The 12,639-nt window shown below is 60.3% G+C and carries 12 protein-coding genes; 6 read left to right on the top strand and 6 right to left on the bottom strand.

All coding sequences use genetic code 11. The features are described 5' to 3' along the window. Nucleotides 1-2: 2 nt before the first annotated feature. Nucleotides 3-896, top strand: a complete 894-nt coding sequence (locus CPH89_RS29505) for a GNAT family acetyltransferase (RefSeq protein ID WP_073637838.1) — start codon at nt 3-5, stop codon at nt 894-896. Between the two features lie 127 nt (nt 897-1,023). Here CPH89_RS29505 and CPH89_RS29500 read toward each other — a convergent pair whose 3' ends face one another. The 5 genes from CPH89_RS29500 to CPH89_RS29480 all read right to left on the bottom strand — a co-directional run bounded on the left by CPH89_RS29500 (nt 1,024) and on the right by CPH89_RS29480 (nt 7,206). After that, the gene (locus tag CPH89_RS29500) at nt 1,024-2,043 is read right to left on the bottom strand and encodes a branched-chain amino acid aminotransferase (protein ID WP_053256988.1); all 1,020 of its coding nucleotides are present in this window, start codon (nt 2,041-2,043) and stop codon (nt 1,024-1,026) included. Nucleotides 2,044-2,267: 224 nt separating this feature from the next. After that, nucleotides 2,268-3,647 carry a dihydrolipoyl dehydrogenase gene (gene lpdA, locus CPH89_RS29495; RefSeq protein ID WP_053256987.1) on the bottom strand — a complete coding sequence of 460 codons (1,380 nt, stop codon included), beginning with the start codon at nt 3,645-3,647 and terminating at the stop codon, nt 2,268-2,270. A gap of 3 nt (nt 3,648-3,650) precedes the next feature. Beyond that, nucleotides 3,651-4,910, bottom strand: a complete 1,260-nt coding sequence (locus CPH89_RS29490; protein ID WP_053256986.1) for a dihydrolipoamide acetyltransferase family protein — start codon at nt 4,908-4,910, stop codon at nt 3,651-3,653. Then, the gene (locus CPH89_RS29485) at nt 4,911-5,969 is read right to left on the bottom strand and encodes an alpha-ketoacid dehydrogenase subunit beta (RefSeq protein WP_053256985.1); all 1,059 of its coding nucleotides are present in this window, start codon (nt 5,967-5,969) and stop codon (nt 4,911-4,913) included. It abuts the gene before it with no gap. Nucleotide 5,970: 1 nt separating this feature from the next. Beyond that, entirely contained in the window at nt 5,971-7,206 is a 1,236-nt protein-coding gene (locus CPH89_RS29480) for a 3-methyl-2-oxobutanoate dehydrogenase (2-methylpropanoyl-transferring) subunit alpha (protein ID WP_053256984.1), read from the bottom strand. A gap of 194 nt (nt 7,207-7,400) precedes the next feature. Between CPH89_RS29480 and CPH89_RS29475 the strand changes: the two genes are divergently transcribed. The 4 genes from CPH89_RS29475 to CPH89_RS29460 all read left to right on the top strand — a co-directional run bounded on the left by CPH89_RS29475 (nt 7,401) and on the right by CPH89_RS29460 (nt 11,323). After that, on the top strand, nt 7,401-7,883 hold the full coding sequence (locus tag CPH89_RS29475; protein WP_053256983.1) for an Lrp/AsnC family transcriptional regulator: 483 nt from the start codon (nt 7,401-7,403) through the stop codon (nt 7,881-7,883). 162 nt (nt 7,884-8,045) lie between these two features. Further along, nucleotides 8,046-8,273 carry a hypothetical protein gene (locus CPH89_RS29470; protein WP_084375795.1) on the top strand — a complete coding sequence of 76 codons (228 nt, stop codon included), beginning with the start codon at nt 8,046-8,048 and terminating at the stop codon, nt 8,271-8,273. A gap of 184 nt (nt 8,274-8,457) precedes the next feature. Next, on the top strand, nt 8,458-10,083 hold the full coding sequence (locus tag CPH89_RS29465; protein WP_053256981.1) for a methyl-accepting chemotaxis protein: 1,626 nt from the start codon (nt 8,458-8,460) through the stop codon (nt 10,081-10,083). 25 nt (nt 10,084-10,108) lie between these two features. Further along, nucleotides 10,109-11,323 (top strand): HD-GYP domain-containing protein, encoded by a 1,215-nt coding sequence (locus CPH89_RS29460; RefSeq protein ID WP_053256980.1) that lies wholly within the window; start codon nt 10,109-10,111, stop codon nt 11,321-11,323. A 4-nt stretch (nt 11,324-11,327) separates the two neighbouring features. On the opposite strand, the gene CPH89_RS29455 is transcribed toward CPH89_RS29460, so the two are convergent. Then, on the bottom strand, nt 11,328-12,191 hold the full coding sequence (locus CPH89_RS29455) for an MBL fold metallo-hydrolase (RefSeq protein WP_053256979.1): 864 nt from the start codon (nt 12,189-12,191) through the stop codon (nt 11,328-11,330). Between the two features lie 107 nt (nt 12,192-12,298). On the opposite strand from CPH89_RS29455, the gene CPH89_RS29450 reads away from it, so the two are divergent. Further along, the gene (locus tag CPH89_RS29450) at nt 12,299-12,634 is read left to right on the top strand and encodes an ArsR/SmtB family transcription factor (protein WP_053256978.1); all 336 of its coding nucleotides are present in this window, start codon (nt 12,299-12,301) and stop codon (nt 12,632-12,634) included. The last annotated feature ends 5 nt before the right edge of the window (nt 12,635-12,639 follow it).

The raw sequence follows: 12,639 nt of genomic DNA, 5'->3' as shown, positions 1-12,639 counted from the left end.
TCATGTCTACCGCCGTTCGTCTCGCCCAGGCAGTCGATGCCGAGGGGATCAGCCAGGTCATCCTGGCAGCCTTGCACAGCAGCAATGCGCGGGATTACCCGGCGGATGTGATCGCGCGGGTCGCCAGTCACTTCACCCCCGACGCCGTGCGGGTCTTGCTCCAGCGGCGGGTTGTGCTGGTGGCCATCCAGGACGTGGAGATCGTCGCCACCGCGGCGCTTGATGGCAACGTGGTGCGCTCGGTGTTCGTCAACCCGGCACTGCAGGGGCAGGGCATTGGCCGCCTGCTGATGATCGAAATCGAACTGCGCGCCCGTGACGCCGGGGTCACGGTATTGAGTGTGCCGTCCTCGCTGACCGCTGAGCCGTTCTATACCAAGCTGGGCTTTCAGACGGTGCGCAATGTTTATCACGGTAACGAGCGCACCCTGGTCATGGAGAAGGCGTTGTTATCTCGCCATCCCATTGGGCCGTATCGCGACCGTCAGCACCGTGCGCAAGTGGTGGCCTTGTGGCAGGAGGCTTTCGGCTATGACACCGCCCACAACCTGCCCACCCTGGCCATCGATAAGAAGCTGGCGGTCAACGATGGACTGTTCTTCGTGGCGACGGATAAAAAAGCCGTGATCGGCACTGTCCTCGCAGGTTACGACGGGCATCGAGGTTGGCTGTATTCGGTGGCGGTGCACAGTGAATATCGTCGGCAAGGCCTGGGCGCTTCGTTGGTGCGGCATGCCGAGCAGGCGTTGACTGCCTTGGGGTGTATGAAGATCAACCTGCAGATTACGCGGGGCAATGACGCGGTGGTGGGGTTCTACGAGGCGTTAGGGTATGGGGAGGAGCCGAGGATCAGTATGGGGAAGAAGATTACCGCGAATATCCCGGCTCAATCCTGAAAACACTGTAGATCAAATGTGGGAGCGGGCTTGCTCGCGAATGCGCAGTGTCAGTCACCTGATTCAGTGCTGACAGACCGCATTCGCGAGCAAGCCCGCTCCCACATTGGGTTATGCGTGTGGGCTGTTAGACCTTGACGATCCAGCCTTCCGGCGCTTCAACGTCACCGGTCTGCACACCGGTCAGCTCTTTGTAGAGCTTCTGGGTGATCGGGCCCACTTCCGTTTCGCTGTGGAACACGTGCAGTTTGCCGTTGTACTGGATACCGCCGATCGGCGAAATCACCGCCGCAGTGCCGCAGGCACCGGCTTCCTTGAACTGGTCCAGTTTGTCGATGAAGACTTCGCCCTCGACCACTTTCAAGCCCAGGCGCGACTGGGCCAGTTCGATCAGCGACAGGCGGGTGATACCTGGCAGCACCGAAGGCGACTTCGGCGTGATGAACTGGTTGTCGTGGGTAATCCCGAAGAAGTTGGCCGAGCCGACTTCTTCGATTTTCGAATGGGTCATCGGGTCCAGGTAGATCGCATCAGCGAAACCGTATTTCTTCGCTTCGGCACCCGGCATCAGGCTGGCCGCGTAGTTGCCGCCGACTTTGGCGGCACCGGTGCCCTGTGGCGCGGCGCGGTCGAAGGTGGAAATCTGGAAGTTGTGTGGCACCAAACCGCCCTTGAAGTAGGCGCCGACCGGAATGGCGAAGACCGAGAAGATGAACTCCGGCGCGGTACGCACGCCGATGTTGTCACCGGTGCCGATGACGAACGGGCGCAGGTACAGCGCGCCGCCGCTGCCGTACGGCGGGATGAACCGCTCGTTGGCCTTGACCACTTGTTTGCAGGCGTCGATGAACGCGTCGGTTGGCACGTGCGGCATCAGCAGGCGGGCACAGCTGCGCTGCATGCGCGCGGCATTCTGGTCAGGACGGAACAGGTTGATCGAGCCGTCCTTGCAGCGGTAGGCCTTGAGGCCTTCAAAGCACTGCTGGCCATAGTGCAGGGCCGTCGAGCCCTCGCTGATGTGCAGCACGTTGTCGTCGGTCAGGGTGCCTGTTTGCCATTCGCCGTTTTTCCAGACTTGGAGAAACCGCTTGTCGGTCTTGATGTAGTCAAAACCCAATTTGTCCCAATTGATGCTTTCGTTACCCATGACACCCTCTATCTCTGGTCAACCGCCTGGTCGAAGGCAGGCTTGTCGGTTTTTTTCTGGATGGGCGCAACAATACTTCATTCTTGGCCGGTGTGGGAGCGGGTGGGCAGGCCATTCAGCCGGTGTGTTGGCTGATCCGCCACTATCGCAAGCGAACCAGCTCCCACCCTGGAATGCATTTCCCTGTGGGCGTCGGGCTTGCCCGCGATGGCCTCTGCGCGTTTTTACAGGTGCAGCGCGTGACCCAAGGCCCGTAACGCAGCTTCCTGCACGGCCTCGCCGAGGGTCGGGTGGGCGTGGATGGTGCCCGCCACATCTTCCAGGCGCGCTCCCATTTCCAGGCTCAGGCCAAAGGCCGTGGACAGTTCGGATACCCCCACGCCCACGGCCTGCCAGCCGACAATCAGGTGGTTGTCGCGCCGCGCGACCACGCGCACGAAGCCGGCTTTGGACTCCAGCGTCATTGCCCGGCCATTGGCCGCAAACGGGAAGCTCGACACAATACAGTCCAGGCCCGCCGCCTTGGCTTCGTCCGGGGTCTTGCCCACCACCACCAGTTCCGGGTCGGTAAAGCACACCGCCGGGATCGCCGCCGGGTTGAATTCCCGCGATTTACCACTGATCAGTTCGGCAACCATCTCACCCTGGGCCATGGCCCGGTGCGCCAGCATCGGCTCGCCGCTCAGGTCGCCGATCGCGTACACATTGCGCATGCTGGTCTGGCAACGGCTGTCGATCTTGATCGCCGCACCGTTCATGTCCAGGTTCAGCGCTTCGAGGTTCCAGCCCTGGGTGTTGGGTTTGCGACCCACGGCCACCAGCACCTGATCCGTCTCCAGCGACAGGGTGTCGCCATTCGGGTCACGCACTTGCAGGCTGTTGTGCTCAAAACCGGTCACGCTGTGCTTGAGGTACAGCTTGACCCCCAACTGCTTGAGGGATTCAGCCACGGGCAGTGTCAGCTCGCCGTCGTAAGCGGGCAGGATACGTTCCTGCGCCTCGACCACACTGACCTCGGCGCCGAGCTTGCGGTAGGCAATGCCCAGCTCCAGGCCGATATAGCCGCCACCCACCACAACCAGGCGCTTGGGCACGCGGGTAGGCGCCAGCGCTTCGGTAGAGGAGATGATCGGCCCGCCAATCGGCAGCATCGGCAGGTTGACGCTTTTCGAGCCGGTGGCCAGCAGCAGGTGTTCGCACTGGATACGCTGGTCGCCGACGTCGACGGTTTTGCCGTCGACTACCTTGGCCCAGCCGTGAATCACGTGCACTTTGTGCTTTTTCAACAGCGCGGCAACGCCGGTGGTCAAGCGGTCGACGATGCCATCTTTCCATTCCACGCTTTTGCGGATGTCCAGGGTCGGCACATCCACTTCGATGCCCAGCTGTGAGCCCTGGCTATGGTGCACGGTTTGCTGGAACTGCTCGGCCACATGGATCAACGCCTTGGACGGAATGCAGCCGATGTTCAGGCACGTGCCGCCCAGCGCCTGGCCTTCTACCAAAATAGTCGGAATACCCAGCTGGCCCGCCCGAATCGCGGCCACATAACCACCAGGGCCGCCGCCGATAATCAGCAGCGTCGTGTTCAATGTCTGAGACATGCCTTACTCCAAAAACAGGCTGGCGGGTTGTTCGAGCAGGCCGCGAATGGCCTGGATGAATTGCGCCGCATCCATGCCGTCGACCACGCGGTGATCGAAGGAGCTGGAGAGGTTCATCATCTTGCGCACCACGATCTGGCCTTTGATGACCATTGGCCGCTCGACAATCCGGTTGACGCCGACAATCGCCACTTCCGGCAGGTTCAGCACCGGCGTGCTGACGATGCCACCGAGCGCGCCCAGGCTGGTCAAGGTAATGGTGGAGCCGGACAGCTCATCCCGGCTGGCCTTGCCATTGCGTGCAGCAGCGGCCAAACGCGCGATTTCCTCGGCATTGCCCCACAGGCTGCGTGCTTCGGCGTGGCGCACCACCGGCACCATCAAGCCCACGTCGCTCTGGGTGGCGACACCCACATGCACCGCGCCGAGGCGGGTGATCACCTGGTTTTCGTCGTCGTAACGCGCGTTGATCTGCGGGAAGTCGCGCAGCGCCACAACCATGGCGCGCACGATGAAAGGCAGCAGGGTCAGTTTGCCGCGTGTCGCGCCATGTTTCTCATTGAGGTGCACGCGCAGCTCGTCGAGGGCGGTGACGTCGACTTCTTCCACGTAGCTGAAATGCGCGGCGCGACGGGTGGCGTCCTGCATACGCTGGGCGATCTTGCGGCGCATGCCGATCACCGGGATCTGTTCTTCGCTGTTGCGTTCGGCGTAAGGGTTGCCCGCCGCAGAGGGTGTTGCCGGACCCTGAAGCAAATACGCCTCGAGGTCTTCGTGCAAAATGCGCCCCGCCGGGCCAGTGCCCTGGACCAGACGCAGCTGAATCCCGGCATCCAGCGCATGCTTGCGCACGGCAGGGGAGGCCAGTGGGCGTTCGTCGGCTTCACGGGCCACAGGTGCCTGAGTGGCCACGACCGGCGCGGGTTTGCTGGCGGCTGGCGCAGGCTTGGCTTCCACCACCGGCGCCGGCACTGCTTTTACCGGCTCAGCCACCGCCGGCGCTTCTTTGGCATTGCCTGCGCCTTCCACTTCGATACTGATCAAAATACTGCCCACGGCCATGACTTCACCCGGCTCGCCGCCGAGGGAAATCACTTTGCCGTGCACCGGCGAGGGAATGTCCACCATCGCCTTGTCGGTCATCACATCCGCCAGCACCTGGTCTTCAACCACCAGGTCGCCCACCTTCACGTGCCATACCGACAGTTCAACTTCTGCGATGCCTTCGCCGATGTCCGGCATTTTGATAACGTGCGTGCCCATTCAGACCTCCATAACCCGTTTCAACGCCGCGCCCACTCGGGACGGCCCTGGGAAATACGCCCACTCTTGCGCGTGCGGGTAGGGCGTGTCCCAACCAGTGACGCGTTCGATCGGCGCTTCCAGGTGGTGGAAGCAATGCTCTTGTACCAGTGCCACCAGTTCGGCACCAAAGCCGCAGGTGCGGGTGGCTTCATGCACCACCACGCAACGGCCGGTCTTTTTCACCGACTTGACGATGGTTTCCAGGTCGAGCGGCCAGAGGCTGCGCAGGTCGATGACTTCGGCGTCGATGCCGGTTTCTTCGGCGGCCACTTGCGACACATACACCGTGGTGCCGTAGGTCAGCACGGTGACGGCCGAGCCGGGGCGCACGATGGCGGCCACGTCCAGCGGCACGGTGTAGTAACCGTCCGGCACTTGCGCTTGCGGGTGTTTCGACCACGGCGTGACCGGGCGATCGTGGTGGCCATCGAACGGGCCGTTGTACAGGCGCTTAGGCTCGAGGAAGATCACCGGGTCATCGTTTTCGATGGAGGCGATCAGCAGGCCCTTGGCATCATACGGGTTGGACGGCATTACCGTGCGCAGGCCGCAGACCTGGGTGAACACCGCTTCGATACTCTGGCTGTGGGTCTGGCCGCCATAAATGCCGCCGCCACAAGGCATGCGCATGGTCAGCGGCGCCGTGAACTGGCCGGCCGAGCGGTAACGCAGGCGCGCCGCTTCCGAGATGATCTGGTCGGTGGCGGGGTACACGTAATCGGCGAACTGGATTTCCGCGACCGGGCGCAGGCCATAGGCACCCATGCCCACGGCCACGCCGACGATGCCGCTTTCCGAGATCGGCGCGTCGAAGACCCGCGAGCTGCCGTACTTGTTCTGCAAGCCTTCAGTGCAACGGAACACGCCGCCGAAGTAACCGACGTCCTGGCCGAATACCACCACATTGTCGTCACGCTCAAGCATCACATCCATGGCCGAGCGCAGGGCCTGGATCATGGTCATGGTGGTGGTGGTCATGGCAGTTTCCAGTTCAATACTGTTGTTGTGATCGTTCATGTCAGATCCCCAACGCTTGACGCTGGCGCTTCAAGTGCTCCGGCATCTCTTTATAGACGTCTTCGAACATGGTCGCGGCGCTTGGAATCTGGCCGCCGGCAAGGGTGCCGTACTGTTCGGCTTCTTTTTGTGCGGCAATGACTTCGGCTTCCAGTTCGGCACTGACCGCCGCATGTTCCTCTTCGGACCACTGGCCAATCTTGATCAGGTGCTGCTTGAGACGGGCAATCGGGTCGCCCAGCGGGAAGTGGCTCCAGTCGTCGGCGGGACGGTATTTGGACGGGTCATCGGAGGTGGAGTGCGGGCCGGCGCGGTAGGTGACCCACTCGATCAGGGTCGGCCCGAGGTTGCGGCGCGCACGCTCGGCGGCCCAGGCGGAGGCGGCGTACACCGCGATAAAGTCATTGCCGTCCACACGCAGGGAGGCAATCCCGCAACCGACGCCGCGTCCGGCGAAGGTGGTGGCTTCACCACCGGCGATGGCCTGGAAGGTCGAGATCGCCCACTGGTTGTTGACCACGTTGAGAATCACCGGCGCACGGTAGACGTGGGCGAAGGTGAGGGCGGTGTGAAAGTCGGATTCGGCGGTGGCGCCGTCGCCAATCCAGGCCGAGGCGATTTTGGTATCACCTTTGATCGCCGAGGCCATGCCCCAGCCCACACCCTGTACGAACTGGGTGGCAAGGTTGCCGGAAATCGTGAAGAAACCGGCGTCTTTGACCGAGTACATGATCGGCAACTGGCGGCCCTTGAGCGGGTCGCGCTCGTTGGACAGCAGTTGGCAGATCAGGTCGACGAGTGGCACTTCCCGGGCCATCAGGATGCTTTGCTGACGGTAGGTGGGGAAGCACATGTCGTCGATGTTCAAGGCCAGGGCCTGGGCGCTGCCGATGGCTTCTTCGCCAAGGCTTTGCATGTAGAACGACATTTTTTTCTGACGCTGGGCGACCACCATGCGGTTGTCGAAAATCCGCGTCTTGAGCATGGCGCGCATGCCCTTGCGCAGGATCTCGACCGGTACACCTTCGCCCCACGGGCCAAGGGCCTGGCCCTGGTCGTCCAGTACGCGAATCAGGCCTTTTGCAAGGTCGGCGGTGTCGGCGGGTTCTACATCGATGGCGGGTTTGCGCACCAGGCCGGCGTCGGTCAGACGCAGGTAGGTAAAGTCGGTCTTGCAGCCTGGGCGGCCCGAGGGTTCGGGAACGTGCAGGCGCAATGGTGCATATGGCTGATTCATGGCTTTCTACGCTCGATCTTGTGAATTCTTGTAGTGGGCGCGCTAGCTGACAGTCAGTCTCCGGGTAGGAGAAATCTTGTCCTACAAACATCATAGGCGTGGCGTAGAAGAATATTTATCTGTGTTTCGTTGCGCTCGCGGTCATTTGCGGATAAAAAAACTGCATAACCATAATAAACAGGTGATTTTGTCTCATGCGTAAACTGGACCGTACCGATATCGGCATTCTCAACGCCTTGCAGGAGAATGCCCGCATCACCAACGCCGACCTGGCCCGTTCGGTCAACCTTTCACCCACGCCGTGTTTCAACCGGGTCAAGGCGATGGAAGAATTGGGCCTGATCCGCGACCAGGTCACGCTGCTCGATGCGGATCTGCTCGGGCTGCATGTCAACGTGTTCATCCATGTCAGCCTGGAAAAGCAGAACGAACTGGCCTTGCAGCAGTTTGAAGGCGCGATCTCGAACCGCCCGGAAGTCATGGAGTGCTACCTGATGGCCGGCGACCCGGACTACCTGATCCGCGTGCTGGTGCCAACAATCCAGTCACTGGAACGCTTCATGATGGACTTTCTGACCAAGGTGCCGGGCGTGGCCAACATCCGCTCAAGCTTTGCGCTCAAACAAGTGCGCTATAAGACGGCGTTGCCGCTGCCGCCGGATGGTTTGATGGTCTGATTGAAGGTTGACGGCGGCGCTACCTTGCGCTGCCGAGTCATAGGTTGACTGTGTGCAGAGACGTTTCCATCTTTTTATTGAGGCTTATCAATATAACCTGAACTTTTATCTGAGCGTTCCAACGCACCTGCTAAGCTGAATTTTTAAATGGCGGGATACGTCATGGATAATCAGCAATTAATATGCCGTGCGCTCTACGACTTTAATCTAACTCAGCTTTCTATTGCCGCAGCGCTGGAAGATATGGCCGCGCTGATCGAAACGCTAAGTTGCCTGCCGCCGCCGATCAGTGCGTCATTGAAACGCCACCTGGAAACGGTCGGCCGAAACTGTGATCGCTCCTGTAATGCGATGTATTCGCTACTTAGTGAAGAGGCTGAAGTCGAGTGACCTAGCGGGTTGTACGCAAGGATTGGGCAACTTTGTTTGTTAGATAAGTAACAGAAAAGTCTGAACGTTGTTTGCCGAAATAATAAATTTTTACGTGAGTGCTCACATATTTTTCACACATGACTACACACGATGGTAGCTATAAGCCACTTAACTAATAAGACCAGGCAAGAGGTGAGTAGATATGTCCATGAGATCCGTGAAGTTAAACCTCCGTGCCGCCCTTTGTTTTGGCGTCGTGTGCCTTCTGCTATTAATTCAGGGGGGCATGACGCTGGTAAAAGTCGATACCATTTATGCCTCGACGGTTGAAATTGAAACCAACTGGCTGCCGAGTGTTCGTCTGGCCGGGGAAATCGACTCGGCACTGTATAAGCTGCGCCTGGAGTTGCGCGGCTTTGCAATGGATGTGGTCATGAAAACTCAAGGCTCACCGGAGACAATCCAGAGCATCCGGGCCGACCTGACCAAGGTCGCCGAGCGTTATGCGGCCATGGTGTCGAGTGCCGAGGAGCAGGCTAAATATGACGAGGTCCTCAGTGGTATTCGAAGTTACAACCAGCAGGTCGACGGCTTTCTTGCGCTCGCTGCCACTGGGGACGCTGCACGGCTCGCGGTCTACATGCATGACGTGCTGAGCCCCATCGCCGTAAAGGTACAGGGTTCGATCAGCGAATTGATCCAGTTCAACGAACGCGGCTCGCAGCAGGCCGTGCAGGTCGCCGCCAGCGAGCACACGGCGACGCGTCTGTTTACCTGGGGGCTGATGGCGGTTTCACTGCTGTTGGCCGTGGCAGTCGCCGGCCTGTTTACCCGCAGTATCATTGAACCGGTACGTGAATTGCTCGTATCGACCGCGAAGATCGCTGAAGGCGACCTACGCGTGGCGATTACCGTGGATGGCAAGGATGAGCTAACGGCGCTTCAGCAATCCACGGCGGCCATGCAGATGAACCTCAAGACCACCTTGCAGAACATCTCCGAAGCTTCCGGGCAATTGGCTTCGGCTGCCGAAGAGATGAGTTCGATTACCCGTGAGTCCAGCGCAGGTATTGAGCGCCAAAGCCAGGAAACCGATCAGGCCGCCACGGCGGTCAATCAGATGACGGCTGCCGTGGAGGAAGTGGCGCGCAATGCCGTTTCGGCCTCCCAATCGACCCAGGATTCCCAGCGCTCGGCGAAAATCGGCCAGGAGCGTGTCACGCAGACCATCGCTGCGATTGAAAAACTCAGCACCACGGTGCAGCAGACCGGTGTGGAAGTCGAAGGCCTGGCCAGGCAGGCGCAGGACATTGCGCGGGTGGTGGAAGTGATCCGTTCGATTGCCGAACAGACCAACCTGTTGGCGCTGAACGCCGCCATTGAAGCCGCACGCGCCGGTGAGCAGGGCCGCGGCTTTGCGGTAGTGGCCGATGAAGTGCGCGCATTGGCTCACCGGACGCAGACCTCGACGCAGGAAATCGAGCAGATGATCGCGAAGATCCAGACCTGCTCCAGCGACGCTGTCGCCTCCATGAATATGAACCGCAGTGAAGCGGTAGATTCATTGAAAATTGCGCACGAAGCCGGCCAGGCCATCATTCAGATCACCGAGGCCATTGCCGATATCAATGACCGAAACCTGTTGATCGCGACGGCCTCCGAGGAACAGGCGCAGGTGGCCCGCTCGGTGGATCAGAACCTGATCAGCATCCGTGACCTGTCGATCCAGAGTTCGTCGGCCGCCGGGCAGACCTCCATTGCCAGTCACGAGCTGTCGAAACTGGCGATGGATCTCAAGCACATCGTGGCCCGTTTTTCGATAGCCTGACGGTGCACGCAGTGAGGGCTGGCCTATGTTGAAACGCATTCCAGCGGCGCAAGCGATCTTGGGCATGTATATCCACAAACTCGAGGGTGCCTGGATCGAGCACGGTTTTTGGAAGAATCATTTTTTACTGGAGCGCACTGAGGACCTGCAACGCCTGCAGGCGTCGCAGGTTCAAGATGTATGGATTGACACGCTCAAGGGGTGCGACGTGGCCCCCGTTTTAGAGGCCACGGTGCAACCTGCACCCGCGCCGGCCAAGCCCCGGGAAGTGCTGACCCGCCACGAGATGAAGGCGGAAGTGGCCCGCGCGGTAAAGTTATGCGGGGTTGCCAAGCGTGCCGTTATCACCATGTTCGGGGAGTTGCGCATGGGCGGTGCGGTCGACCCTACGCAGGTGACCCAACTGGTGGACGACATCTCCCAGTCGTTGCTGCGACACCCCCATGCGTTGCTGAGCCTGGCCCGCCTGAAGACCGCGAATGAGTACACCTACATGCACTCGGTGGCCGTGTGTGGGTTGATGATCGCACTGGCGCGCCAGTTGGAAATGTCACCGGCCATGATCCAGGAAGCGGGTTTGGCCGGGTTGTTTCACGACGTTGGCAAAATGGTCGTTCCCGAGGCGATCCTGAGTAAACCTGGGGCGTTGACCGAGCTAGAGTTCGCCTCGGTGCGCGAGCACCCGGCGCAAGGCGCAGGCATGCTGCGCCAATGCCCACAGATCAGCGCACTGGTACTGGATGTGTGCTGGCATCACCATGAAAAATGCGATGGCAGCGGCTACCCGCACGGGCTGGTCCAGAACCAGATCAGCCTGTTCGCGCAAATGGGGGCTGTGTGTGACGTGTACGACGCCATCACCTCCGAGCGCCCCTACAAGCGCGGATGGGCACCCGCCGAGGCGATTCAGAAAATGGCCGAATGGAAAGGCCATTTTGACGAGAGGGTGTTTCAGGCGTTTGTGCGGTGCATGGGCATCTACCCGGTAGGCACCCTGGTGCGCCTGGAGAGCGGCCGTATCGGCGTGGTTATCGAACAAACCCCCACTTCACTGCTCACGCCGCTGGTAAAGGTGTTCTTTTCCGTACGCTCCCGTTTGCCTATTGCCCAGGTGGTGGTCAATCTGGCCAAGCAACCCGACAAGATTGTTGCGCGCGAGAGCGCGGAGGAGTGGGGCTTCAAGCACATCGACGAGTTGTGGTCGGGGCTCCCGCACCCCAAAGGGTCCTATTTCGATTAGCCGCTCACAGCTGATTCAACGGGATCTTCAGATAGACCACGCCATTCTCTTCCGCTGGCGGCATATGCCCCGCCCGCACATTCACCTGGATCGCCGGCAGCAACAGCGTCGGCATCCCCAATCCGGCATCGCGTTGGGTGCGCATCGCGACAAACGCCGACTCATCGACCCCATCATGCACATGAATATTCTCCGCCCGCTGTTGCGCCACGGTCGTCAGGCACTTGGCCTCACGGCCTTGCGGCGGATAGTCGTGGCACACATACAGTTCGGTTTCAGGCGGGAAGGCCAGCAGCTTGCGCATCGACGCATACAACTGGCGCGCATCGCCGCCGGGGAAATCGCAGCGGGCGGTGCCGACGTCGGGCATGAACAGGGTGTCGCCCACCAGGATCAAGCGGTCGTCGATCAAATACGCCATGTCGGCCGGGGTATGTCCGGGCACATGCAATGCCTGGGCTTTCAGGTGGCCGATATGAAAGATCTCATCCGGCGCAAACAAGTGGTCGAACTGCGAGCCATCGACGCGGAACTCCGGCTCCAGGTTGAACAGGTGCTTGAACACGCCCTGTACCTTGCTGATCGACTCGCCGATGGCGATTTTGCCACCCAGCGTACGCCGCAGGTAGGGCGCGGCGGACAGGTGGTCGGCATGGGCGTGGGTTTCCAGCAGCCATTGCACCTGCAAGCCATGCTCGCGCACAAAGGCGATGACTTTGTCGGCTTGGGCCGTATCCGTGCGCCCGGCCGCCGGGTCGTAGTTGAGCACCGAGTCGACGATGGCGCATGGGCCACCGTCGTTTTCATAGATGACGTAGGTGAAGGTCGACGATGCCTCGTCCAGAAAGGCTTGAATCAACGCTGGCATGGCGGCTGTCCCTGCTGAGGAAAAAATCATGAAGAAAATGTGGTTACAATCAGTTTACGATTACACATAATGTTTTGAGCTTAAGTGACGTAAAGGACCCAAGGCAAATGGAATCTACTCTGAGTGAGGGCGAAGTCGCCCAACTGCGCGCGTCGGCGTCCAAGGCCTGTTCCTTGCTCAAGGCGCTGGCCAATGAAGACCGCTTGTTGATCTTGTGCCAACTGACCCAAGGCGAGCGCAACGTCGGCGAGCTGGAAACCATGACCGGCGTTCGCCAGCCCACGCTGTCTCAACAGTTGGGCATTTTGCGTGACGAAGGGTTGGTCGCCACCCGTCGGGAAGGCAAATACATTTTCTACGGGCTGGCCAGCCACGAAGTGATTCAAGTGATGAAAACCTTGTCCGGGCTGTACTGCGGCGCGGTGATGAAAAGCTGGGCGTGACGCCA

Source organism: Pseudomonas fluorescens (genome assembly GCF_900215245.1).
GTDB classification, from domain to species: domain Bacteria; phylum Pseudomonadota; class Gammaproteobacteria; order Pseudomonadales; family Pseudomonadaceae; genus Aquipseudomonas; species Aquipseudomonas fluorescens.
This window is presented reverse-complemented; position numbering and strand designations above follow the sequence as displayed.

What these genes read in the sequence shown, in the direction of transcription:
- CPH89_RS29505 (WP_073637838.1), top strand. Translation starts at nt 3, where the DNA reads ATGTCTACCGCCGTTCGTCTCGCCCAGGCAGTCGATGCCGAGGGGATC.
- CPH89_RS29500 (WP_053256988.1), bottom strand. Translation starts at nt 2,043, where the DNA reads ATGGGTAACGAAAGCATCAATTGGGACAAATTGGGTTTTGACTACATC.
- lpdA (WP_053256987.1), bottom strand. Translation starts at nt 3,647, where the DNA reads ATGTCTCAGACATTGAACACGACGCTGCTGATTATCGGCGGCGGCCCT.
- CPH89_RS29490 (WP_053256986.1), bottom strand. Translation starts at nt 4,910, where the DNA reads ATGGGCACGCACGTTATCAAAATGCCGGACATCGGCGAAGGCATCGCA.
- CPH89_RS29485 (WP_053256985.1), bottom strand. Translation starts at nt 5,969, where the DNA reads ATGAACGATCACAACAACAGTATTGAACTGGAAACTGCCATGACCACC.
- CPH89_RS29480 (WP_053256984.1), bottom strand. Translation starts at nt 7,206, where the DNA reads ATGAATCAGCCATATGCACCATTGCGCCTGCACGTTCCCGAACCCTCG.
- CPH89_RS29475 (WP_053256983.1), top strand. Translation starts at nt 7,401, where the DNA reads ATGCGTAAACTGGACCGTACCGATATCGGCATTCTCAACGCCTTGCAG.
- CPH89_RS29470 (WP_084375795.1), top strand. Translation starts at nt 8,046, where the DNA reads ATGGATAATCAGCAATTAATATGCCGTGCGCTCTACGACTTTAATCTA.
- CPH89_RS29465 (WP_053256981.1), top strand. Translation starts at nt 8,458, where the DNA reads ATGTCCATGAGATCCGTGAAGTTAAACCTCCGTGCCGCCCTTTGTTTT.
- CPH89_RS29460 (WP_053256980.1), top strand. Translation starts at nt 10,109, where the DNA reads ATGTTGAAACGCATTCCAGCGGCGCAAGCGATCTTGGGCATGTATATC.
- CPH89_RS29455 (WP_053256979.1), bottom strand. Translation starts at nt 12,191, where the DNA reads ATGCCAGCGTTGATTCAAGCCTTTCTGGACGAGGCATCGTCGACCTTC.
- CPH89_RS29450 (WP_053256978.1), top strand. Translation starts at nt 12,299, where the DNA reads ATGGAATCTACTCTGAGTGAGGGCGAAGTCGCCCAACTGCGCGCGTCG.